30 protein-coding genes are annotated in these 20,171 nt (G+C 67.5%); 27 read left to right on the forward strand and 3 right to left on the reverse strand.

Going from position 1 to position 20,171, the window contains the following annotated elements:
* Positions 1-691, reverse strand: a 691-nt coding sequence (locus tag IF37_RS0122280) for a hypothetical protein (protein ID WP_030745228.1), incomplete at its 3' end; no start/stop codon positions are given.
* A 151-nt stretch (positions 692-842) separates the two neighbouring features.
* A complete protein-coding gene (locus tag IF37_RS0122285; protein ID WP_037856892.1) occupies positions 843-1,589 on the reverse strand; it encodes a Crp/Fnr family transcriptional regulator in 747 nt (248 codons plus the stop codon).
* 378 nt (positions 1,590-1,967) lie between these two features.
* Here IF37_RS0122285 and rpsL point away from each other — a divergent pair, with 378 nt between their 5' ends.
* From rpsL to tuf, 4 genes are all read left to right on the forward strand, one after another.
* On the forward strand, positions 1,968-2,339 hold the full coding sequence (gene rpsL / locus IF37_RS0122290) for a 30S ribosomal protein S12 (RefSeq protein WP_003948652.1): 372 nt from the start codon (positions 1,968-1,970) through the stop codon (positions 2,337-2,339).
* 2 nt (positions 2,340-2,341) lie between these two features.
* Positions 2,342-2,812, forward strand: a complete 471-nt coding sequence (gene rpsG / locus IF37_RS0122295; protein ID WP_003992340.1) for a 30S ribosomal protein S7 — start codon at positions 2,342-2,344, stop codon at positions 2,810-2,812.
* A gap of 39 nt (positions 2,813-2,851) precedes the next feature.
* The gene (gene fusA, locus IF37_RS0122300; RefSeq protein WP_030745232.1) at positions 2,852-4,978 is read left to right on the forward strand and encodes an elongation factor G; all 2,127 of its coding nucleotides are present in this window, start codon (positions 2,852-2,854) and stop codon (positions 4,976-4,978) included.
* Positions 4,979-5,139: 161 nt separating this feature from the next.
* A complete protein-coding gene (gene tuf / locus IF37_RS0122305; protein ID WP_030745234.1) occupies positions 5,140-6,333 on the forward strand; it encodes an elongation factor Tu in 1,194 nt (397 codons plus the stop codon).
* A gap of 170 nt (positions 6,334-6,503) precedes the next feature.
* On the opposite strand, the gene IF37_RS0122310 is transcribed toward tuf, so the two are convergent.
* On the reverse strand, positions 6,504-7,391 hold the full coding sequence (locus tag IF37_RS0122310; RefSeq protein ID WP_030745236.1) for a DNA-binding protein: 888 nt from the start codon (positions 7,389-7,391) through the stop codon (positions 6,504-6,506).
* Positions 7,392-8,215: 824 nt separating this feature from the next.
* Between IF37_RS0122310 and rpsJ the strand changes: the two genes are divergently transcribed.
* The 23 genes from rpsJ (at position 8,216) to IF37_RS0122430 (ending at position 20,134) form a co-directional block, all read left to right on the forward strand.
* Entirely contained in the window at positions 8,216-8,524 is a 309-nt protein-coding gene (gene rpsJ / locus IF37_RS0122320) for a 30S ribosomal protein S10 (protein WP_003948644.1), read from the forward strand.
* Positions 8,525-8,540: 16 nt separating this feature from the next.
* Positions 8,541-9,185, forward strand: coding sequence for a 50S ribosomal protein L3 (gene rplC, locus IF37_RS0122325; RefSeq protein WP_014674369.1), 645 nt, complete (start codon positions 8,541-8,543; stop codon positions 9,183-9,185).
* 8 nt (positions 9,186-9,193) lie between these two features.
* A complete protein-coding gene (rplD, locus tag IF37_RS0122330; protein ID WP_030745239.1) occupies positions 9,194-9,844 on the forward strand; it encodes a 50S ribosomal protein L4 in 651 nt (216 codons plus the stop codon).
* Positions 9,844-10,263, forward strand: coding sequence for a 50S ribosomal protein L23 (gene rplW, locus IF37_RS0122335; protein WP_030745241.1), 420 nt, complete (start codon positions 9,844-9,846; stop codon positions 10,261-10,263). Before rplD ends, rplW begins: the two co-directional genes overlap by 1 nt.
* Positions 10,264-10,301: 38 nt before the next feature.
* Complete coding sequence (rplB, locus tag IF37_RS0122340) at positions 10,302-11,138, forward strand: 50S ribosomal protein L2 (RefSeq protein ID WP_030745243.1); 837 nt, start codon at positions 10,302-10,304, stop codon at positions 11,136-11,138.
* Positions 11,139-11,150: 12 nt separating this feature from the next.
* A complete protein-coding gene (gene rpsS, locus IF37_RS0122345) occupies positions 11,151-11,432 on the forward strand; it encodes a 30S ribosomal protein S19 (protein ID WP_003948639.1) in 282 nt (93 codons plus the stop codon).
* Between the two features lie 44 nt (positions 11,433-11,476).
* Positions 11,477-11,824 carry a 50S ribosomal protein L22 gene (gene rplV, locus IF37_RS0122350; protein WP_003974262.1) on the forward strand — a complete coding sequence of 116 codons (348 nt, stop codon included), beginning with the start codon at positions 11,477-11,479 and terminating at the stop codon, positions 11,822-11,824.
* Complete coding sequence (gene rpsC / locus IF37_RS0122355; protein WP_014674374.1) at positions 11,824-12,645, forward strand: 30S ribosomal protein S3; 822 nt, start codon at positions 11,824-11,826, stop codon at positions 12,643-12,645. The genes rplV and rpsC overlap by 1 nt, the downstream gene beginning before the upstream one ends.
* Positions 12,646-12,650: 5 nt before the next feature.
* Complete coding sequence (gene rplP / locus IF37_RS0122360; protein ID WP_030745246.1) at positions 12,651-13,070, forward strand: 50S ribosomal protein L16; 420 nt, start codon at positions 12,651-12,653, stop codon at positions 13,068-13,070.
* Positions 13,070-13,294 (forward strand): 50S ribosomal protein L29, encoded by a 225-nt coding sequence (rpmC, locus tag IF37_RS0122365; RefSeq protein WP_010036720.1) that lies wholly within the window; start codon positions 13,070-13,072, stop codon positions 13,292-13,294. Before rplP ends, rpmC begins: the two co-directional genes overlap by 1 nt.
* Positions 13,294-13,578 (forward strand): 30S ribosomal protein S17, encoded by a 285-nt coding sequence (gene rpsQ / locus IF37_RS0122370; protein ID WP_014674375.1) that lies wholly within the window; start codon positions 13,294-13,296, stop codon positions 13,576-13,578. The genes rpmC and rpsQ overlap by 1 nt, the downstream gene beginning before the upstream one ends.
* A gap of 101 nt (positions 13,579-13,679) precedes the next feature.
* A complete protein-coding gene (rplN, locus tag IF37_RS0122375) occupies positions 13,680-14,048 on the forward strand; it encodes a 50S ribosomal protein L14 (RefSeq protein ID WP_003998823.1) in 369 nt (122 codons plus the stop codon).
* A gap of 2 nt (positions 14,049-14,050) precedes the next feature.
* A complete protein-coding gene (gene rplX / locus IF37_RS0122380) occupies positions 14,051-14,374 on the forward strand; it encodes a 50S ribosomal protein L24 (protein ID WP_030745250.1) in 324 nt (107 codons plus the stop codon).
* The gene (gene rplE / locus IF37_RS0122385) at positions 14,374-14,931 is read left to right on the forward strand and encodes a 50S ribosomal protein L5 (RefSeq protein WP_030745251.1); all 558 of its coding nucleotides are present in this window, start codon (positions 14,374-14,376) and stop codon (positions 14,929-14,931) included. Before rplX ends, rplE begins: the two co-directional genes overlap by 1 nt.
* A gap of 5 nt (positions 14,932-14,936) precedes the next feature.
* Positions 14,937-15,122, forward strand: coding sequence for a type Z 30S ribosomal protein S14 (locus tag IF37_RS0122390; protein ID WP_003948630.1), 186 nt, complete (start codon positions 14,937-14,939; stop codon positions 15,120-15,122).
* A 209-nt stretch (positions 15,123-15,331) separates the two neighbouring features.
* Entirely contained in the window at positions 15,332-15,730 is a 399-nt protein-coding gene (gene rpsH, locus IF37_RS0122395) for a 30S ribosomal protein S8 (protein WP_007384075.1), read from the forward strand.
* A 24-nt stretch (positions 15,731-15,754) separates the two neighbouring features.
* Positions 15,755-16,294, forward strand: coding sequence for a 50S ribosomal protein L6 (gene rplF, locus IF37_RS0122400; protein ID WP_030745252.1), 540 nt, complete (start codon positions 15,755-15,757; stop codon positions 16,292-16,294).
* Between the two features lie 3 nt (positions 16,295-16,297).
* Positions 16,298-16,681, forward strand: a complete 384-nt coding sequence (gene rplR / locus IF37_RS0122405; RefSeq protein ID WP_030745253.1) for a 50S ribosomal protein L18 — start codon at positions 16,298-16,300, stop codon at positions 16,679-16,681.
* Positions 16,682-16,722: 41 nt separating this feature from the next.
* Positions 16,723-17,328, forward strand: a complete 606-nt coding sequence (gene rpsE, locus IF37_RS0122410; protein ID WP_009190144.1) for a 30S ribosomal protein S5 — start codon at positions 16,723-16,725, stop codon at positions 17,326-17,328.
* Entirely contained in the window at positions 17,328-17,510 is a 183-nt protein-coding gene (gene rpmD / locus IF37_RS0122415; RefSeq protein ID WP_003974250.1) for a 50S ribosomal protein L30, read from the forward strand. The genes rpsE and rpmD overlap by 1 nt, the downstream gene beginning before the upstream one ends.
* A 2-nt stretch (positions 17,511-17,512) precedes the next feature.
* Positions 17,513-17,968: a 50S ribosomal protein L15 gene (gene rplO / locus IF37_RS0122420; RefSeq protein WP_030745257.1), complete on the forward strand. Its 456-nt coding sequence runs from the start codon at positions 17,513-17,515 to the stop codon at positions 17,966-17,968.
* Positions 17,969-18,158: 190 nt separating this feature from the next.
* Entirely contained in the window at positions 18,159-19,472 is a 1,314-nt protein-coding gene (secY, locus tag IF37_RS0122425; RefSeq protein ID WP_030745259.1) for a preprotein translocase subunit SecY, read from the forward strand.
* On the forward strand, positions 19,472-20,134 hold the full coding sequence (locus tag IF37_RS0122430) for an adenylate kinase (RefSeq protein ID WP_030745261.1): 663 nt from the start codon (positions 19,472-19,474) through the stop codon (positions 20,132-20,134). Before secY ends, IF37_RS0122430 begins: the two co-directional genes overlap by 1 nt.
* The last annotated feature ends 37 nt before the right edge of the window (positions 20,135-20,171 follow it).

A 20,171-nucleotide genomic window follows, 5' to 3' on the forward strand; every position in this document is an offset into this window, starting at 1 on the left:
GGGCGGGCGTCTCCCGGGCCGGCCGCGGTGCGGCCGGCGCCCCCGGTGCCGGGACGTCCCCCGACGTTCCCGGCACCGGGGTTTCCCCCGCCCCCGTGTCACCGTGGTCATCGCCGCCGCGCGGGACCGGCCCGTGGAGCCAGCCGCGCAGCGGGCCGTTCTTGCTGGTCAGGGTCACCGGGTGGAAGTCGGCGGCCGGGACGCCGTGGTGGTCGTGGCGCACGATGCCGGTGTGCACGCCCTCCGAGACGCACAGCGCGAAGCCGTTGTCCCGCTCCCGCAGGGCGGCGCGCAGGAGCGGGGCGTCGAGCAGCCGGCAGGCGTGGTTGAGGTCGGACCCGACCCAGCCGCCGTGCTCGTCGACGGCCACGTACCCGGCGGCGACCACGCCGCGCAGCCGGATCTGGGCGGAGCTGGAGGCGAGCCGGTTGTACCCGTGCAGCTGGGCGGGCACCTCGGTGAGCAGGGCGCGCAGGAGGGCGGGGACGGACGCGGCGGCGTCGATCAGCTCCATGACGGAGTCGCCGCGGTCCGCCCGGCGCCGCTGCGTCCCGTCGATGCCGGCGCGGGCCAGGGCGCGGTCGGCGATGTCGTAGAGGACGCGCCGCAGGTACGCCTGCTCCACGTCGTCCCGGTCGCTGTACTTCTCGATGTCGAGCAGGAGCATCGTCCGGCTCACAGGGTCTTTCATGCTCGCCTCTCGGTGGTCACCGTGGGGTCCGTCCGCTGTCAGCAGGGTGGCGCGGGGGGCCTCGGGGGCGTGAGGACGGATGACGCACTCGGACTGTGACCGTGTGCACAGAGGGCGCGCGGGCCCGGCGCGGGCGCCGCGTGCGGGTCTTTCACTCCGTCGTCTCCGCCCGCGCGATCCGGCGCAGCACGTCCGGCCGCACGATCACCAGCTCCCGGCGGCCGGTGCGCACCACGTCGCGTTCGCGCAGGTCCTTCAGGAGTCGCTGCACCGCCTCGCGGGAGGCGCCCACCGAGCCGGCCAGTTCCTGCTTGCTCAGCGGCACGGAGAGTTCGACGCCCTCGCCGGTGGCGCGGCCGTGGGTGCGGGCGAGGTCGAGCAGCAGGGTGGCGAACCGCTCCCGGACGGTCATGGAGGCGAACTCCAGCCGGCGCCGGTCGGCGGCGCGGGTGCGGTCCGAGGTGAGCCCGAGCAGGGCGAAGGAGACGGCGGGGGAGTCGGTCAGGAACGCGGTGAACCGCTCACGGTGGACCGCCACGGCCCGTACGTCCTCCAGCGCGGTCACGGTGGCGGAGCGGGTCCGGCCGGTCAGCGCCGCCGACTCGCCGATGACGTCGCCCGGCCCGCGCAGGGCCAGCAGCGCCTCGTAGCCGTTGGCGGCCGCCGCCGTGACCTTCGTCCAGCCGCGCAGGACGAACAGCACGTGCGAGGAGGGCTCCCGCTGGCGCAGGAGCACCGCGCGGGGCGCGAAGTCCAGCTCGGAGCCGAGCGCGAGCAGCGCGGCCCGGTCCGGCTTCTCCAGCCGGGCCAGGAACGGCACCCGGTCGCCCAGCCCGTCGTCCCCCGGTGTCTCGTCCGGCGTCTGCCGCGGTGACGTGCGCGGTGCGTCCCCCGTCATCCCATCCTCGCCCCCCAAGCGGTACTGCGACCGCTCAACGTACCGACGTGACGGGCCGGATGCGGAGCGTCGGGCGGGATCCGCGCGAAATGGCCACGGACCCGGATCGGGGAACCGGGACAAGTCCGGCGTGTCGGTGCCCGCTCCATTTGTTTTGACCGAAGTCCGTGAGGTAGGTACGCTCAGACCTTGTGCCTGGGGTGTGCCCTGGCTCCTGTGCGTGCCTGTGAACCGCACGGCGAGCCGCGACCGGCCACCGTAATCTGCGCCCTTCCCGCCTCGCGGCGAAGGTTCGCGGGATTCGACACACCCGACCGCGTGGGTCGGAGATGTTCCAGGTTAGCTGTACCTATTCGGCACACAGAAACCGGAGAAGTAGTGCCTACGATCCAGCAGCTGGTCCGCAAGGGCCGGCAGGACAAGGTCGAGAAGAACAAGACGCCCGCACTCGAGGGTTCGCCCCAGCGTCGCGGCGTCTGCACGCGCGTGTTCACGACCACCCCGAAGAAGCCGAACTCGGCCCTGCGTAAGGTCGCGCGTGTGCGTCTGACCAGTGGGATCGAGGTCACCGCTTACATTCCGGGTGAGGGACACAACCTGCAGGAGCACTCCATCGTGCTCGTGCGCGGCGGCCGTGTGAAGGACCTGCCGGGTGTTCGCTACAAGATCATCCGCGGTTCGCTCGACACCCAGGGTGTCAAGAACCGCAAGCAGGCCCGCAGCCGCTACGGCGCCAAGAAGGAGAAGTAAGAATGCCTCGTAAGGGCCCCGCCCCGAAGCGCCCGGTCATCATCGACCCGGTCTACGGTTCTCCTCTGGTGACCTCCCTCATCAACAAGGTGCTGCTGAACGGCAAGCGTTCCACCGCCGAGCGCATCGTCTACGGCGCCATGGAGGGTCTGCGTGAGAAGACGGGCAACGACCCGATCATCACGCTGAAGCGCGCGCTGGAGAACATCAAGCCGACCCTCGAGGTCAAGTCCCGCCGTGTCGGTGGTGCGACGTACCAGGTTCCGATCGAGGTCAAGCCCGGTCGTGCCAACACGCTCGCGCTGCGCTGGCTGGTCGGTTACTCCCGTGCCCGTCGCGAGAAGACCATGACCGAGCGTCTGCTCAACGAGCTCCTCGACGCCTCCAACGGCCTGGGTGCCGCTGTGAAGAAGCGCGAGGACACGCACAAGATGGCCGAGTCCAACAAGGCCTTCGCGCACTACCGCTGGTAGTCGCAGTCCACATCGAGACCGAGAGAAGACTGAAGCCTTATGGCTACCACTTCGCTTGACCTGGCCCGGGTGCGCAACATCGGCATCATGGCCCACATCGACGCGGGCAAGACGACCACCACCGAGCGGATCCTGTTCTACACCGGTGTGTCTTACAAGATCGGTGAGGTCCACGACGGCGCTGCCACCATGGACTGGATGGAGCAGGAGCAGGAGCGTGGCATCACGATCACCTCTGCTGCCACCACCTGTCACTGGTCGCTGGAGGACGTCGACCACACCATCAACATCATCGACACGCCGGGTCACGTCGACTTCACCGTCGAGGTGGAGCGTTCCCTGCGCGTGCTCGACGGTGCCGTGACGGTGTTCGACGGTGTCGCCGGCGTTGAGCCCCAGTCCGAGACCGTGTGGCGTCAGGCGGACCGCTACGGCGTTCCGCGTATCTGCTTCGTCAACAAGCTCGACCGCACCGGTGCCGAGTTCCACCGCTGTGTCGACATGATCGTCGACCGCCTGGGCGCGCAGCCGATCGTCATGCAGCTGCCGATCGGTGCCGAGGCGGACTTCAAGGGCGTCGTCGACCTGGTGACGATGAAGGCCTTCGTGTGGTCCGCCGAGGCCACCAAGGGCGAGATGTACGACATCGTCGACATCCCGGACACCCACACCGAGGCTGCCGAGGAGTACCGCGGCAAGCTGATCGAGGCCGTGGCCGAGAACGACGAAGAGATCATGGAGCTGTACCTGGAGGGCGAGGAGCCTTCCGTGGAGCAGCTGTACGCCGCGATCCGTCGTATCACCATCGCCTCCGGCAAGGGCGACGGCGTCACCGTCACCCCCGTGTTCTGCGGTACCGCGTTCAAGAACAAGGGTGTCCAGCCCCTGCTCGACGCGGTCGTGCGCTACCTGCCCTCCCCGGTCGACATCGAGGCCATCGAAGGCCACGCGGTCAACAACCCGGAGGAGGTCGTCAAGCGCAAGCCGTCCGACGACGAGCCGCTTTCGGCGCTGGCGTTCAAGATCATGAGCGACCCGCACCTGGGCAAGCTCACCTTCGTCCGCGTGTACTCCGGCCGCCTGGAGTCCGGCACCGCCGTGCTGAACTCCGTCAAGGGCCGCAAGGAGCGCATCGGCAAGATCTACCGCATGCACGCCAACAAGCGTGAGGAGATCGAGTCGGTGGGCGCCGGCGACATCGTCGCCGTCATGGGCCTGAAGCAGACCACCACCGGTGAGACGCTCAGCGACGAGAAGAACCCGGTGATCCTGGAGTCCATGGACTTCCCGGCGCCGGTCATCGAGGTCGCGATCGAGCCCAAGTCCAAGGGTGACCAGGAGAAGCTGGGTGTCGCCATCCAGCGTCTCGCGGAGGAGGACCCCTCCTTCCAGGTGCACACCAACGAGGAGACCGGCCAGACCGTCATCGGCGGTATGGGCGAGCTTCACCTCGAGGTGCTGGTCGACCGGATGCGGCGCGAGTTCAAGGTCGAGGCCAACGTCGGCAAGCCGCAGGTGGCCTACCGCGAGACGATCCGCAAGGCCGTCGAGCGCGTCGACTACACGCACAAGAAGCAGACCGGTGGTACCGGTCAGTTCGCGAAGGTGCAGATCGGCATCGAGCCGATCGAGAGTGGCGACACCTCGTACGAGTTCGTGAACAAGGTGACCGGTGGTCGCATCCCGAAGGAGTACATCCCTTCGGTCGACGCCGGTGCGCAGGAGGCCATGCAGTTCGGCATCCTCGCCGGTTACGAGATGACCGGTGTCCGCGTGATCCTGCACGACGGTGCCTACCACGAGGTCGACTCCTCCGAGCTCGCCTTCAAGATCGCCGGTTCGCAGGCCTTCAAGGAGGCCGCGCGCAAGGCTTCGCCCGTACTCCTTGAGCCGATGATGGCCGTCGAGGTCACCACGCCCGAGGACTACATGGGTGAGGTCATCGGCGACATCAACTCCCGCCGTGGCCAGATCCAGGCCATGGAGGAGCGGGCTGGTGCCCGCGTCGTGAAGGGCCTCGTGCCCCTGTCGGAGATGTTCGGCTACGTCGGCGACCTCCGCAGCAAGACGTCGGGTCGCGCAAGCTACTCGATGCAGTTCGACTCCTACGCCGAGGTTCCGCGGAACGTCGCCGAGGAGATCATCGCGAAGGCCAAGGGCGAGTAACGCACCGCGTTCCCACGCTTTAGGCTTGACTCCGGAGCCTCCAGGGGCAAACAGCCGCAAATCCGTCGGATGTCTGCCCCGCCGGTTCCGGGCTTTAACAGCAAAGATCACCTGGCGCCGATGAAGTAAGGCGTACAGAACCACTCCACAGGAGGACCCCAGTGGCGAAGGCGAAGTTCGAGCGGACTAAGCCGCACGTCAACATCGGCACCATCGGTCACATCGACCACGGTAAGACGACCCTCACGGCCGCCATTACCAAGGTGCTGCACGACGCGTACCCGGACCTGAACGAGGCCACCCCGTTCGACAACATCGACAAGGCGCCCGAGGAGCGTCAGCGCGGTATCACCATCTCCATCGCGCACGTCGAGTACCAGACCGAGGCGCGTCACTACGCCCACGTCGACTGCCCGGGTCACGCGGACTACATCAAGAACATGATCACCGGTGCCGCGCAGATGGACGGCGCGATCCTCGTGGTCGCCGCCACCGACGGCCCGATGCCGCAGACCAAGGAGCACGTGCTCCTGGCCCGCCAGGTCGGCGTTCCGTACATCGTCGTCGCCCTGAACAAGGCCGACATGGTGGACGACGAGGAGATCCTGGAGCTCGTCGAGCTCGAGGTCCGTGAGCTCCTCTCCGAGTACGAGTTCCCGGGCGACGACGTCCCGGTCGTCAAGGTTTCCGCTCTGAAGGCCCTCGAGGGCGAGCAGGAGTGGGTGGACTCCGTCCTCAACCTGATGAAGGCCGTCGACGAGTCGATCCCGCAGCCGGAGCGCGACGTCGACAAGCCGTTCCTCATGCCGATCGAGGACGTCTTCACGATCACCGGTCGCGGTACGGTCGTCACCGGCCGTATCGAGCGTGGTGTCCTGAAGGTCAACGAGACCGTCGACATCATCGGCATCAAGACCGAGAAGACCACCACCACGGTCACCGGCATCGAGATGTTCCGCAAGCTGCTCGACGAGGGCCAGGCCGGTGAGAACGTCGGTCTGCTCCTCCGTGGCATCAAGCGCGAGGACGTCGAGCGCGGCCAGGTCATCATCAAGCCGGGCTCGGTCACCCCGCACACCGAGTTCGAGGCCCAGGCCTACATCCTGTCCAAGGACGAGGGTGGCCGCCACACGCCGTTCTTCAACAACTACCGCCCGCAGTTCTACTTCCGTACGACGGACGTGACCGGCGTGGTGACCCTCCCCGAGGGCACCGAGATGGTCATGCCGGGTGACAACACCGAGATGTCGGTGTCGCTCATCCAGCCCGTCGCCATGGAGGAGGGCCTGAAGTTCGCCATCCGTGAGGGTGGCCGCACCGTGGGCGCCGGCCAGGTCACCAAGATCACGAAGTAAGTTCCGCTTGCTTCGAGGTCCTCTGACCTAGGAGAGGCCCGTACGACTCCGGTCGTGCGGGCCTCTTCGGCGTTCCCGGGCCGGGCGCCGGCGACGGCGCGCGACACGGCCGGGACCCGCTGAAGAACGACCCGGACCCGCCGGAAGGCCCGCCGAAAGGGCGGGCGCGGTCACTCTGTCGGGTGGTTTCGGTGGTCCGTCCGGCAGTCGCGGCAGCGGCCCGGCTCCGGCGCGCGGAAGGCGCGCTCGCAGCCCTCACAGGTCCGCAGCGGGTGCCGGACGGCCGGGGGCGCCTCGGGCGCGCGGAAGGGCGGCAGGGGCGGGATCCTGGCCGCCAGGCGGTGGGCCAGCAGGGCGGCCGGCCGGACCAGGGGCTCCGGCGGCAGGTCGCCGGTGAGCGCGTGGCGTATGGCGCCGGGGGTGACCTCCCGCTCCAGCCAGGCCGCGACGCCGGGTGCGAGGTGCTCGGTGTCGGTGGCGGACAGGAGCAGGCGCGGGTCCGTGCGGCGGAGGCCGGCGAGGAGGTCGCCGGCCGCCTGGAGCAGGGCGGGAGCGGGGTACGCGGGCTTCGGCACGGCGGGGAGGGTCGCGCGGCGCGCGGGCCGCGGCTGCGGCGCGGTGGCCGTACGGCGGGCCGGGGGCCCGGACGGCGCCGCTTCGGACGCGCCGGCGCGGCGGCCCGGCTGGTTGCAGGAGATCGTCCGGGTGACGATCCGGCCGTCGGGGATCCGCTGCCGCTCCCGGCGCAGATAGCCGTGGTCCTCCAGCTCGCGCAGGGCGCCCGCGATCCGGGCGGCGCCCTCGGTGAAGCGGGCGGCGAGGGACTTGATGTCGATGCGGGCGCCGGGCGGCAGCGACTGGATGTGGCAGCCCAGGCCGATCGCGAGGAGCGAGAGGTCCGGGTGCTGGGTGAGGTGGTTGCCGATCACCGTGAAGCGGTCGTTGTGGCGGGTGTGCTCGTGGATGAGCCCGCCGGTGTGACGGCCCCGGTTCGGGTGCGTGTTGCCCGTAAAGCGGGACCGGGCGCGCGGGGGCACGCTAGGGTGCTGGGTATCCATCGGGAAGAGTTGCCTTCCTCGGTGGTCAGGCCCTCGCACTGGGATCGCTAGTCCCGGCGAGGGCCGTCGCATGTCTGCCGTGGTGTCGCGCCGAGCGTAGAGCAGGCGACCGGCCCGGAATCCAGTCGCGCCGGTGATGTTCACCCGGGCGAGTGAGCGGGGCGCCACGGGCGGGAGGGGTGGGGCTTGGCGGGGTCCTTTCACCCTTGTTTCCCCCTGGGGGAAGACGGCCCGGGACACCGGAGCACGGTGCGCCGGGTCCCGGTGGGGGAGGGGCCGGGCGGCCGGTGCCGGCGGCGCCCGGGGGTTCCGGAGGCCGGCGTCCGGGTCTTCGGCGGCGCGGGCGGCGAAGGCGGTCCGGGGGCGAGGCGACCCGGGGGCCGCGGCGTCTCCACCGGCCGCGGCTCCGGGTTTGACCTACGTCACTCCCGGGGTAATCTCTTCGGCTCGATTGGCATCGGGCCTGCCCCATATGGCAGACTGTCCGAGTTGCTCGGTCGAGTGTTGATGCTGCGCGCCTCCCGCCGGGAGGACCGGAAGCGAGTCCCACAGTACTCGTCGTCCTAACTGCCTTCGGGCAGCGCTGGGACGGACGTACGGGAATCTTCCGGGAAGCGTGGGCGCGGCACCGGCCAGGCGCCCGGTGGGCCCGAGGTCCCCGGTCCGCGGTTTCCGGAAGGGCCGTGCGTGATCCCGCAGGGATGTTCGGACAAGGGGCATCCGTGTCAGCGGGAGAGCGACACACCCGACCGCGTGGGTCGGAGAGGGAAGGTCCGGGACATCGGGTTCCGGAGCGTTAGAAGAGACAGGACTACTGAGTAGCCATGGCGGGACAGAAGATCCGCATCCGGCTCAAGGCCTACGACCACGAGGTCATCGACTCCTCGGCGAAGAAGATCGTCGAGACGGTGACCCGCACTGGTGCGTCGGTCGCGGGCCCGGTGCCGCTGCCCACTGAGAAGAACGTGTACTGCGTCATCAAGTCGCCGCACAAGTACAAGGACTCGCGCGAGCACTTCGAGATGCGCACGCACAAGCGCCTGATCGACATCCTCGACCCGACCCCCAAGACCGTTGACTCTCTGATGCGACTCGACCTCCCGGCCGGTGTCGACATCGAGATCAAGCTCTGAGGCTGGTGGGCTGAGAATGGCTAAGCAGATCAAGGGCATCCTGGGCGAGAAGCTCGGCATGACGCAGGTGTGGGACGAGAACAACCGTGTTGTTCCGGTCACCGTCGTCAAGGCCGGCCCCAACGTCGTCACCCAGGTCCGTACCAACGACGTCGACGGCTACGAGTCGGTCCAGATCGCCTTCGGCGAGATCGACCCGCGCAAGGTGAACAAGCCCCTCAAGGGCCACTTCGCCAAGGCCGACGTCACCCCGCGCCGTCACCTCGTCGAGATCCGTACCGCTGACGCCAGCGAGTACACCCTCGGCCAGGAGATCACCGCCGAGGTGTTCGAGGCCGGCGTGAAGGTCGACGTCACCGGCAAGAGCAAGGGCAAGGGCTTCGCCGGTGTCATGAAGCGCCACAACTTCCGTGGCCTCGGCGCCGGACACGGCACCCAGCGCAAGCACCGCTCGCCCGGTTCCATCGGTGGCTGCGCCACCCCGGGCCGCGTGTTCAAGGGCCTCCGCATGGCGGGTCGCATGGGCAACGAGCGGGTCACCACCCAGAACCTGACCGTCCACGCCGTTGACGCGGAGAAGGGTCTGCTGCTCATCAAGGGCGCGGTTCCCGGTCCGAACGGCGGCCTCGTCCTGGTCCGCACCGCGGCCAAGGGGGCCTGAGGTAACCGATGAGCACTGTTGACATCCTTTCGCCGGCGGGCGAGAAGGCCGGTTCCGTCGAGCTCCCCGCGGAGATCTTCGACGCCAAGGTCAGCGTTCCGCTGATCCACCAGGTCGTCGTCGCGCAGCTGGCCGCGGCCCGTCAGGGCACGCACAAGACCAAGACCCGCGGTGAAGTCCGTGGTGGTGGCAAGAAGCCGTACCGCCAGAAGGGCACCGGTCGCGCCCGTCAGGGTTCGACCCGCGCGCCGCAGTTCGCCGGTGGTGGCGTCGTGCACGGTCCCGTGCCGCGTGACTACTCGCAGCGCACCCCGAAGAAGATGAAGGCCGCCGCCCTGCGCGGTGCCCTCACCGACCGGGCGCGTCACAACCGCATCCACGTCGTCTCCGGCGTGGTCGAGGGTGCGGTCTCCACGAAGGCCGCGAAGAGCCTGTTCGGCAAGATCAGCGAGCGGAAGAACCTGCTCCTGGTCGTCGAGCGCGCCGACGAGGCCGCGTGGCTGTCCGCCCGCAACCTGCCCCAGGTCCACATCCTGGAGCCGGGCCAGCTGAACACGTACGACGTTCTCGTCTCGGACGACGTGGTCTTCACCCAGTCCGCGTTCGAGTCCTTCGTGTCCGGCCCGAAGGCCAATGACACCGAAGGGAGCGAGGCCTGATGGCTATCCGTCACCCCGCTATCGCCTCGAAGGCCGCCAAGGCCGCCAAGGCCGCGCGCGTCGCCAAGGCGCGTCGCCACGCCACCGAGGGCAAGAACACCGTCGCGACCCCGCTGAGCAAGTCGTACACGGACCCCCGTGACGTCCTGCTGAAGCCGGTCGTCTCGGAGAAGAGCTACGCGCTCATCGACGAGAACAAGTACACGTTCATCGTCGACCCGAACGCCAACAAGACCCAGATCAAGCAGGCCGTCCAGGCGGTCTTCGACGTCAAGGTCACCGGGGTCAACACGATCAACCGCCAGGGCAAGCGCAAGCGCACGAAGACCGGCTTCGGTCAGCGTGCCGGCAGCAAGCGCGCGATCGTGACCCTCGCCGAGGGCGACCGTATCGACATCTTCGGCGGTCCGACCGCGTAAGCGGGTCGGATCGTCCGATATCGGACGAGGACTGAGAAATGGGAATCCGCAAGTACAAGCCGACTACGCCGGGCCGTCGTGGCGCCAGCGTCGCCGACTTCGTCGAGGTCACGCGGTCCACGCCGGAGAAGTCGCTGGTCCGTCCCCTGCACAGCAAGGGCGGCCGTAACAACGCCGGTCGTGTGACCGTTCGCCACCAGGGTGGCGGACACAAGCGCGCCTACCGTGTGATCGACTTCCGTCGTCACGACAAGGACGGCGTGCCGGCGAAGGTCGCGCACATCGAGTACGACCCCAACCGCACCGCGCGCATCGCGCTGCTGCACTACGCCGACGGCGAGAAGCGCTACATCCTCGCCCCGCGCAACCTCCAGCAGGGCGACCGCGTCGAGAACGGTCCCGGGGCCGACATCAAGCCGGGCAACAACCTGGCCCTCCGCAACATCCCGGTCGGTACCACGGTCCACGCGATCGAGCTCCGTCCCGGTGGCGGTGCCAAGTTCGCCCGTTCCGCGGGTGCCTCGGTGCAGCTGCTCGCCCGTGAGGGCGCCATGGCGACCCTCCGTATGCCGTCCGGCGAGATCCGCATGGTGGACGCGCGCTGCCGCGCCACCATCGGCGAGGTCGGCAACGCCGAGCAGAGCAACATCAACTGGGGCAAGGCCGGCCGCAAGCGGTGGCTGGGCGTCCGCCCGACCGTCCGTGGTGTCGTGATGAACCCGGTCGACCACCCGCACGGTGGTGGTGAGGGCCGGACCTCCGGTGGTCGCCACCCTGTGTCCCCGTGGGGCAAGAAGGAAGGCCGTACTCGTTCGCCCAAGAAGGCGTCGAACAAGTACATCGTCCGCCGCCGCAAGACGAACAAGAAGCGCTAAGGACGGGTTGAGATGCCGCGTAGCCTGAAGAAGGGGCCCTTCGTCGACGACCACCTGATCAAGAAGGTGGATGTCCAGAACGAAGCCGGCACCAAGAACGTCATCAAGACCTGGTCCCGTCGCTCGATGATCGTCCCGGCCATGCTGGGCCACACGATCGCGGTGCACAACGGCAAGACCCACATCCCGGTGTTCGTCACCGAGTCGATGGTCGGCCACAAGCTCGGCGAGTTCTCGCCGACCCGCACCTTCCGCGGCCACGTCAAGGACGACCGGAAGTCGAAGCGCCGCTAGTAGCGGATCGCATTCAGACACGTAAGTAACTGAGAGGGACAACCATGGAAGCCAGGGCCCAGGCGCGGTACATCCGCGTCACGCCCATGAAGGCCCGCCGCGTGGTGGACCTTATCCGTGGCATGGACGCCACGGAGGCTCAGGCTGTTCTGCGATTCGCTCCGCAGGCAGCCTCCGTGCCGGTCGGCAAGGTGCTCGACAGCGCCATCGCCAACGCCGCGCACAACTACGACCACACCGACGCCGACAGCCTCTTCATCTCCGAGGCCTACGTCGACGAGGGCCCGACCCTGAAGCGGTTCCGTCCGCGCGCCCAGGGCCGTGCCTACCGGATCCGCAAGCGGACCAGCCACATCACCGTGGTCGTCAGCAGCAAGGAAGGAACCCGGTAATGGGCCAGAAGGTTAACCCGCATGGGTTCCGGCTCGGTGTCACCACGGACTTCAAGTCCCGGTGGTACGCCGACAAGCTGTACAAGGACTACGTCAAGGAAGACGTCGCCATCCGTCGGATGATGACGTCCGGCATGGAGCGCGCCGGCATCTCGAAGGTGGAGATCGAGCGCACCCGTGACCGCGTGCGTGTGGACATCCACACCGCTCGTCCCGGCATCGTGATCGGCCGCCGTGGCGCCGAGGCCGACCGCATCCGCGGTGACCTCGAGAAGCTCACGGGCAAGCAGGTCCAGCTGAACATCCTCGAGGTCAAGAACCCCGAGACCGACGCTCAGCTGGTGGCCCAGGCCGTCGCCGAGCAGCTCTCCTCCCGCGTCTCCTTCCGCCGTGCCATGCGCAAGAGCATGCAGTCGGCGATGAAGGCCGGCGCCAAGGGCATCAAGATCCAGTGCGGTGGCCGCCTCGGTGGCGCCGAGATGTCCCGCTCGGAGTTCTACCGCGAGGGCCGCGTGCCCCTGCACACGCTCCGCGCGAACGTGGACTACGGCTTCTTCGAGGCCAAGACGACCTTCGGCCGCATCGGTGTGAAGGTCTGGATCTACAAGGGCGACGTCAAGAACATCGCCGAGGTCCGCGCCGAGAACGCTGCCGCCCGTGCGGGTAACCGCCCGGCGCGCGGTGGTGCCGACCGCCCGGCCCGTGGTGGCCGCGGTGGCGAGCGGCGCGGTCGCAAGCCGCAGCAGGCTGCCGGTGCCGAGGCCCCCAAGGCCGAGGCCCCCGCCGCCGCTCCGGCTGAGAGCACCGGAACGGAGGCCTGACCGTCATGCTGATCCCCCGTAGGGTCAAGCACCGCAAGCAGCACCACCCGAAGCGCAGCGGTATGTCCAAGGGTGGGACGCAGGTTGCGTTCGGCGAGTACGGCATCCAGGCGCTGACCCCGGCCTACGTCACGAACCGCCAGATCGAGGCGGCTCGTATCGCGATGACCCGTCACATCAAGCGTGGCGGCAAGGTCTGGATCAACATCTACCCGGACCGTCCCCTCACCAAGAAGCCCGCCGAGACCCGCATGGGTTCCGGTAAGGGTTCGCCGGAGTGGTGGATCGCCAACGTCAAGCCCGGACGTGTGATGTTCGAGCTGTCGTACCCCAACGAGAAGATCGCCCGTGAGGCGCTGACCCGTGCGGCCCACAAGCTGCCGATGAAGTGCCGGATCGTCAAGCGCGAGGCAGGTGAAGCGTGATGTCGGCCGGTACCAAGGCGTCCGAGCTGCGCGAGCTGGGCAACGAGGAGCTTCTGAACAAGCTCCGCGAGGCCAAGGAAGAGCTGTTCAACCTCCGCTTCCAGGCGGCGACGGGTCAGCTCGAGAACCACGGCCGGCTGAAGGCCGTCCGTAAGGACATCGCGCGGATCTACACCCTGATGCGTGAGCGCGAGCTGGGCATCGAGACGGTGGAGAGCGCCTGATGAGCGAGAGCAACGTGACTGAGAACACCGAAGCCCGTGGCTTCCGTAAGACCCGTGAGGGTCTGGTCGTCAGCGACAAGATGGACAAGACCGTCGTCGTCGCTGTCGAGGACCGTGTGAAGCACGCGCTGTACGGCAAGGTCATCCGCCGTACGAACAAGCTCAAGGCCCACGACGAGCAGAACGCCGCGGGTGTCGGCGACCGCGTCCTCCTCATGGAGACCCGGCCGCTGTCCGCGACGAAGCGCTGGCGCGTCGTCGAGATCCTCGAGAAGGCCAAGTAATTTCCTGCGGGACCAACCCCGCAGGTCAGTTCCGCCAGGCTCGGCAGGGGTCCTCGCTCTGAGGCCCCTGCCGGGAACCGGCAGACGATCAGGAGATAGACGTGATCCAGCAGGAGTCGCGACTGCGTGTCGCCGACAACACTGGTGCGAAGGAGATCCTTTGCATCCGTGTGCTCGGTGGCTCCGGTCGCCGCTACGCGGGCATCGGTGACGTCATCGTCGCCACCGTCAAGGACGCGATCCCCGGTGGCAACGTGAAGAAGGGTGACGTCGTCAAGGCGGTCATCGTTCGCACCGTCAAGGAGCGCCGCCGTCCGGACGGCTCGTACATCCGCTTCGACGAGAACGCCGCCGTCATTCTGAAGAACGACGGCGACCCTCGCGGCACCCGCATCTTCGGCCCGGTCGGCCGTGAGCTGCGCGAGAAGAAGTTCATGAAGATCATCTCGCTCGCGCCGGAGGTGCTGTAAGCATGAAGATCAAGAAGGGCGACCTGGTCCAGGTCATCACCGGTAAGGACAAGGGCAAGCAGGGCAAGGTCATTGCCGCTTACCCGCGCGAGGAGCGTGTCCTGGTCGAGGGTGTCAACCGGGTCAAGAAGCACACCAAGGCCGGCCCGACCGCCAGCGGTTCCCAGGCCGGCGGCATCGTCACGACCGAGGCGCCGGTCCACGTCTCCAACGTCCAGCTGGTCGTTGAGAAGGACGGTCAGAAGGTCGTCACGCGTGTCGGTTACCGCTTCGACGACGAAGGCAACAAGATCCGCGTTGCCAAGCGGACGGGTGAGGACATCTGATGGCTACCACCACCGCTCCGCGTCTGAAGCAGAAGTACCGCGAGGAGATCGCGGGCAAGCTGCGTGACGAGTTCAAGTACGAGAACGTCATGCAGGTTCCCGGCCTCGTCAAGATCGTGGTCAACATGGGTGTCGGCGACGCCGCCCGTGACTCGAAGCTGATCGAGGGCGCGATCCGCGACCTGACCACCATCACCGGTCAGAAGCCGGCCGTCACCAAGGCCCGCAAGTCCATCGCGCAGTTCAAGCTGCGTGAGGGTCAGCCGATCGGTGCCCACGTCACGCTCCGTGGCGACCGCATGTGGGAGTTCCTGGACCGCACCCTGTCGCTCGCGCTCCCGCGCATCCGCGACTTCCGCGGCCTGTCCCCCAAGCAGTTCGACGGCCGTGGCAACTACACCTTCGGTCTCACGGAGCAGGTCATGTTCCACGAGATCGACCAGGACAAGATCGACCGCGTCCGGGGTATGGACATCACCGTGGTCACCACGGCGACCAACGACGCTGAGGGCCGCGCGCTCCTTCGTCACCTCGGCTTCCCGTTCAAGGAGGCGTGAGCGAGATGGCGAAGAAGGCTCTGATCGCTAAGGCTGCTCGCAAGCCCAAGTTCGGGGTGCGTGGCTACACGCGCTGCCAGCGCTGCGGCCGTCCGCACTCCGTGTACCGCAAGTTCGGCCTGTGCCGCGTGTGCCTTCGTGAGATGGCTCACCGTGGCGAGCTGCCGGGCGTGACCAAGAGCTCCTGGTAATCCCGCACTTCAGGGATTCCGGAAGCTCTCGGTAAGCATCTGGTCGGCAGAGGCCCTCCCTCGCATGCCTTAGGCTTGTGGGGTTGGGCGTCTGCCGCCCGTACGACTTACTACGCCGTAGGTCCACCGCGCCGCACCCGTCCCGTCTCGGATCGGGGAGAGGGATGGCGCACCAGGAAACCCCGGCGAGAGAGGCCGAAGGCCAATTCATGACCATGACTGATCCGATCGCAGACATGCTTACGCGTCTGCGGAACGCGAACTCGGCATACCACGACTCCGTGACGATGCCGGCATCGAAGATCAAGTCGCACATCGCGGAGATCCTCCAGCAGGAGGGCTTCATCACGGGCTGGAAGGTCGAGGACGCCGAGGTCGGCAAGAACCTCGTCCTCGAGCTGAAGTTCGGCCCGAACCGTGAGCGCTCCATCGCGGGCATCAAGCGGATCTCCAAGCCCGGTCTCCGGGTGTACGCGAAGTCCACCAACCTGCCGAAGGTGCTGGGCGGCCTCGGCGTGGCGATCATCTCCACGTCGCACGGGCTCCTCACCGACAAGCAGGCCGGCAAGAAGGGCGTGGGTGGGGAAGTCCTCGCCTACGTCTGGTAGCAGAAGGGAACGGAGGAAACAGCTATGTCGCGTATCGGCAAGCTCCCCATCGCGGTTCCCGCCGGCGTGGACGTCACCATCGACGGCCGTACGGTCTCGGTCAAGGGCCCCAAGGGCTCGTTGACCCACACCGTCGTGGCGCCGATCGAGATCGCCAAGGGTGAGGACGGCGTGCTGAGCGTCACCCGCCCCAACGACGAGCGTCAGAGCAAGGCCCTGCACGGCCTCTCCCGCACGCTGGTGGCGAACATGATCACCGGCGTGACCCAGGGTTACGTGAAGAAGCTCGAGATCAGCGGTGTCGGTTACCGAGTGACCGCCAAGGGCTCGAACCTGGAGTTCGCTCTCGGTTACAGCCACCCGATCCTCGTCGAGGCCCCCGAGGGCATCACCTTCAAGGTGGAGTCCCCGACCCGTTTCTCGGTCGAGGGCATCGACAAGCAGAAGGTCGGCGAGGTTGCGGCCAACATCCGCAAGCTGCGCAAGCCCGACCCGTACAAGGCCAAGGGTGTCAAGTACGAGGGCGAAGTCATCCGCCGCAAGGTCGGAAAGGCGGGTAAGTAAGCCATGGCATACGGGCAGAAGATCCTCAAGGGCGACGCCTACAAGCGCGCCGCGATCAAGCGCCGTCACATCCGGATCCGCAAGAACCTTTCCGGTACGGCGGAGCGCCCCCGTCTGGTCGTGACCCGCTCCAACCGCCACATCGTGGCGCAGGTGATCGACGACCTGAAGGGCCACACCCTGGCGTCGGCGTCCACTCTGGACAGCTCGATCCGCGGTGGCGAGGGCGACAAGTCCGCGCAGGCCAAGCAGGTCGGCGCCCTGGTCGCCGAGCGCGCCAAGGCCGCCGGTGTCGAGGCCGTCGTGTTCGACCGTGGTGGTAACCAGTACGCCGGGCGCATCGCCGCCCTGGCGGACGCCGCCCGCGAGGCCGGGCTCAAGTTCTGAGCCGGTTCCGTAGCTAGCGGAAACAGAGAGAGGTAATTCCAATGGCTGGACCCCAGCGCCGCGGTGGCGGTGCCGGTGGCGGCGAGCGGCGGGACCGGAAGGGCCGTGACGGCGGCGCTGCTGCCGCCGAGAAGACCGCGTACGTTGAGCGCGTTGTCGCGATCAACCGCGTCGCCAAGGTTGTGAAGGGTGGTCGTCGCTTCAGCTTCACCGCGCTGGTCGTGGTGGGCGACGGTGACGGCACCGTGGGTGTCGGTTACGGCAAGGCCAAGGAGGTGCCGGCCGCCATCGCCAAGGGCGTTGAGGAGGCCAAGAAGCACTTCTTCAAGGTCCCCCGTATCCAGGGCACCATCCCGCACCCCATCCAGGGTGAGAAGGCTGCCGGCGTCGTGCTGCTCAAGCCCGCGTCCCCGGGTACCGGTGTTATCGCCGGTGGTCCGGTGCGCGCCGTGCTCGAGTGCGCCGGCATCCACGACGTGCTGTCGAAGTCGCTCGGCTCCGACAACGCGATCAACATCGTGCACGCGACCGTGGAGGCCCTGAAGGGTCTCCAGCGTCCCGAGGAGATCGCGGCCCGCCGTGGTCTGCCGCTCGAGGACGTCGCCCCCGCGGCTCTGCTGCGTGCTCGTGCCGGGGCGGGTGCGTGATGGCTCAGCTGAAGATCACGCAGGTCAAGTCCTACATCGGCAGCAAGCAGAACCACCGTGACACCCTGCGTTCCCTTGGTCTCAAGGGCATCAACACGCAGGTCGTCAAGGAGGACCGCCCCGAGTTCCGCGGAATGGTGCACACCGTCCGCCACCTCGTGACGGTCGAGGAGGTCGACTGATCATGGCGGAGCAGAACCCGCTCAAGATCCACAACCTCCGTCCCGCCCCCGGCGCCAAGACCGCCAAGACCCGTGTCGGTCGTGGTGAGGCGTCGAAGGGTAAGACGGCCGGTCGTGGTACCAAGGGCACGAAGGCCCGTTACCAGGTTCCGGAGCGCTTCGAGGGTGGCCAGATGCCGCTCCACATGCGCCTCCCGAAGCTGAAGGGCTTCAAGAACCCGTTCAAGACCGAGTACCAGGTCGTGAACCTCGACAAGCTGGCCGCGCTCTACCCCGAGGGTGGCGAGGTCACGGTCGAGGGTCTGGTGGCCAAGGGTGCCGTTCGCAAGAACAGCCTCGTCAAGGTCCTCGGCCAGGGCGAGGTCTCCGTGGCGCTCCAGGTGACGGTCGACGCCGTCTCCGGGTCCGCCAAGGAGAAGATCACCGCCGCCGGCGGTACGGTCACCGAGCTCGTCTGAGTCTTTCGGACGAAGCGTCGATGACGTAGACGAACCCGACCGGGGATACCTCACAATGAGGTATCCCCGGTTGGTCGTTCCTAGGGGGGCAGTGTCGCCGGTAAGGTGGCTTGCACTGTTCTTTTCCGTATTCGTCGAACCTCAAGACCGTCACCCTTGACGCAGTTGCGCGGGGGTCGCAGGAGGCACCGTGCTCACCGCGTTCGCCCGGGCGTTCAGGACGCCCGACCTGCGCAAGAAGCTGCTCTTCACGCTGGGCATCATCGTGGTCTACCGGGTCGGTACCCACATCCCGATCCCCGGCGTCAACTACAAGGCCGTCCAGCAGTGTGTGACCGAGGCACAGGGCAACCAGGGCCTCTTCGGCCTCGTGAACATGTTCAGTGGTGGTGCGCTGCTCCAGATCACGGTCTTCGCGCTCGGCATCATGCCGTACATCACGGCCAGCATCATCCTTCAGCTGCTGACCGTGGTGATCCCGCGCCTGGAGGCCCTGAAGAAGGAGGGCCAGGCCGGCACGGCGAAGATCACGCAGTACACCCGGTACCTCACGGTGGCGCTGGCCATCCTCCAGGGCACCGGTCTGGTCGCCACCGCGCGCAGCGGCGCGCTCTTCAACGGCTGCTCGGTCGCCACGAGCATCGTCCCGGACCAGGCGATCTTCACGACCATCACGATGGTCATCTGCATGACGGCGGGTACGGCCGTCGTGATGTGGCTCGGTGAGCTGGTCACCGACCGCGGCATCGGCAACGGCATGTCGATCCTGATGTTCATCTCGATCGCCGCGACCTTCCCGTCCGCGCTGTGGGCGATCAAGAAGCAGGGCACGCTGGCCGGCGGCTGGATCGAGTTCGGCACCGTGATCGCCGTGGGCCTGGTCATGGTCGCGCTCGTCGTCTTCGTGGAGCAGGCCCAGCGCCGCATCCCGGTGCAGTACGCGAAGCGCATGATCGGCCGCCGTTCCTACGGTGGTACGTCCACGTACATCCCGCTCAAGGTGAACCAGGCGGGTGTGATTCCCGTCATCTTCGCCTCCTCGCTGCTCTACATCCCGGCGCTCGTGGCGCAGTTCGCGGGGGGCAAGTCCGGCTGGAAGACCTGGGTCGAGCAGAACCTCACCAAGGGCGACCACCCGATTTACATCGCTACGTACTTCTTGCTCATCGTTTTCTTCGCGTTCTTCTACGTGGCTATCTCCTTCAACCCCGAGGAAGTAGCCGACAACATGAAGAAGTATGGTGGCTTCATCCCGGGCATCCGGGCTGGCCGACCGACCGCTGAGTACCTGAGCTACGTGCTCAACCGGATCACCTGGCCGGGTTCGCTGTATCTGGGTCTGATCGCTCTCGTACCGACAATGGCGTTGGTGGGCTTCAACGCGAGCCAGAACTTCCCGTTCGGCGGGACCAGCATCCTCATCATCGTGGGTGTCGGACTTGAGACGGTGAAGCAGATCGAGAGCCAGCTCCAGCAGCGCAATTACGAAGGGTTCCTCCGCTGATGCGTATCGTCCTCGTCGGGCCGCCGGGTGCCGGTAAGGGAACGCAAGCCGTCCGGCTCGCCGAGAAGCTGGCCGTGCCGCACATCTCCACGGGCGACCTGTTCCGCGCCAACATCAGCCGGCAGACCGAGCTGGGCAAGCTCGCCAAGTCCTACATGGACGCCGGGAACCTCGTCCCCGACGAGGTCACCATCGCGATGGCCAAGGACCGCATGGAGCAGCCGGACGCGGAGAAGGGCTTCCTGCTGGACGGCTTCCCGCGGAACGTCTCGCAGGCCGAGGCGCTGGACGAGCTGCTGCGCGGCGAGGGCATCACGCTGGACGCCGTCCTGGACCTGGAGGTCCCCGAGGACGAGGTCGTCAAGCGCATCGCCGGCCGCCGCATCTGCCGCAACGACTCCTCGCACGTCTTCCACGTGACGTACAGCCCGCCGAAGCAGGAGGGCGTCTGCGACGTCTGCGGCGGCGAGCTGTACCAGCGCGACGACGACTCCGAGGAGACCGTCCGCACGCGGCTGGAGGTCTACCACACGCAGACCGAGCCGATCATCGACTACTACAAGGCGCAGGGCCTGGTCGTGACGATCTCCTCCCTGGGCCCGGTGGACGAGATCACGCAGCGGGCGCTGGAGGCCCTGAAGCGTGAGAAGGCCGAGCACTAGGACCCCGGTCCTCCCGGCCGCGGTGCCCTCCTCCCGG

It is taken from the genome of Streptomyces sp. NRRL S-31 (assembly GCF_000718775.1).
Classification (GTDB): domain Bacteria; phylum Actinomycetota; class Actinomycetes; order Streptomycetales; family Streptomycetaceae; genus Streptomyces.

Excerpts from the sequence above, each read along its gene's own strand:
- IF37_RS0122430 (WP_030745261.1), top strand. The coding sequence starts at position 19,472 with ATGCGTATCGTCCTCGTCGGGCCGCCGGGTGCCGGTAAGGGAACGCAA.
- rplC (WP_014674369.1), top strand. The coding sequence starts at position 8,541 with ATGGCTAAGCAGATCAAGGGCATCCTGGGCGAGAAGCTCGGCATGACG.
- rplP (WP_030745246.1), top strand. The coding sequence starts at position 12,651 with ATGCTGATCCCCCGTAGGGTCAAGCACCGCAAGCAGCACCACCCGAAG.
- IF37_RS0122310 (WP_030745236.1), bottom strand. The coding sequence starts at position 7,391 with ATGGATACCCAGCACCCTAGCGTGCCCCCGCGCGCCCGGTCCCGCTTT.
- rplX (WP_030745250.1), top strand. The coding sequence starts at position 14,051 with ATGAAGATCAAGAAGGGCGACCTGGTCCAGGTCATCACCGGTAAGGAC.
- rpmC (WP_010036720.1), top strand. The coding sequence starts at position 13,070 with ATGTCGGCCGGTACCAAGGCGTCCGAGCTGCGCGAGCTGGGCAACGAG.
- rpsS (WP_003948639.1), top strand. The coding sequence starts at position 11,151 with ATGCCGCGTAGCCTGAAGAAGGGGCCCTTCGTCGACGACCACCTGATC.
- IF37_RS0122390 (WP_003948630.1), top strand. The coding sequence starts at position 14,937 with ATGGCGAAGAAGGCTCTGATCGCTAAGGCTGCTCGCAAGCCCAAGTTC.
- rpsJ (WP_003948644.1), top strand. The coding sequence starts at position 8,216 with ATGGCGGGACAGAAGATCCGCATCCGGCTCAAGGCCTACGACCACGAG.
- rpsH (WP_007384075.1), top strand. The coding sequence starts at position 15,332 with ATGACCATGACTGATCCGATCGCAGACATGCTTACGCGTCTGCGGAAC.
- rpsC (WP_014674374.1), top strand. The coding sequence starts at position 11,824 with ATGGGCCAGAAGGTTAACCCGCATGGGTTCCGGCTCGGTGTCACCACG.
- rpmD (WP_003974250.1), top strand. The coding sequence starts at position 17,328 with ATGGCTCAGCTGAAGATCACGCAGGTCAAGTCCTACATCGGCAGCAAG.
- rplE (WP_030745251.1), top strand. The coding sequence starts at position 14,374 with ATGGCTACCACCACCGCTCCGCGTCTGAAGCAGAAGTACCGCGAGGAG.
- rplW (WP_030745241.1), top strand. The coding sequence starts at position 9,844 with ATGGCTATCCGTCACCCCGCTATCGCCTCGAAGGCCGCCAAGGCCGCC.
- rplO (WP_030745257.1), top strand. The coding sequence starts at position 17,513 with ATGGCGGAGCAGAACCCGCTCAAGATCCACAACCTCCGTCCCGCCCCC.
- rpsG (WP_003992340.1), top strand. The coding sequence starts at position 2,342 with ATGCCTCGTAAGGGCCCCGCCCCGAAGCGCCCGGTCATCATCGACCCG.
- rplV (WP_003974262.1), top strand. The coding sequence starts at position 11,477 with ATGGAAGCCAGGGCCCAGGCGCGGTACATCCGCGTCACGCCCATGAAG.
- rplR (WP_030745253.1), top strand. The coding sequence starts at position 16,298 with ATGGCATACGGGCAGAAGATCCTCAAGGGCGACGCCTACAAGCGCGCC.
- rplB (WP_030745243.1), top strand. The coding sequence starts at position 10,302 with ATGGGAATCCGCAAGTACAAGCCGACTACGCCGGGCCGTCGTGGCGCC.
- rplF (WP_030745252.1), top strand. The coding sequence starts at position 15,755 with ATGTCGCGTATCGGCAAGCTCCCCATCGCGGTTCCCGCCGGCGTGGAC.
- IF37_RS0122285 (WP_037856892.1), bottom strand. The coding sequence starts at position 1,589 with ATGACGGGGGACGCACCGCGCACGTCACCGCGGCAGACGCCGGACGAG.
- rpsQ (WP_014674375.1), top strand. The coding sequence starts at position 13,294 with ATGAGCGAGAGCAACGTGACTGAGAACACCGAAGCCCGTGGCTTCCGT.
- rplD (WP_030745239.1), top strand. The coding sequence starts at position 9,194 with ATGAGCACTGTTGACATCCTTTCGCCGGCGGGCGAGAAGGCCGGTTCC.
- fusA (WP_030745232.1), top strand. The coding sequence starts at position 2,852 with ATGGCTACCACTTCGCTTGACCTGGCCCGGGTGCGCAACATCGGCATC.
- rpsE (WP_009190144.1), top strand. The coding sequence starts at position 16,723 with ATGGCTGGACCCCAGCGCCGCGGTGGCGGTGCCGGTGGCGGCGAGCGG.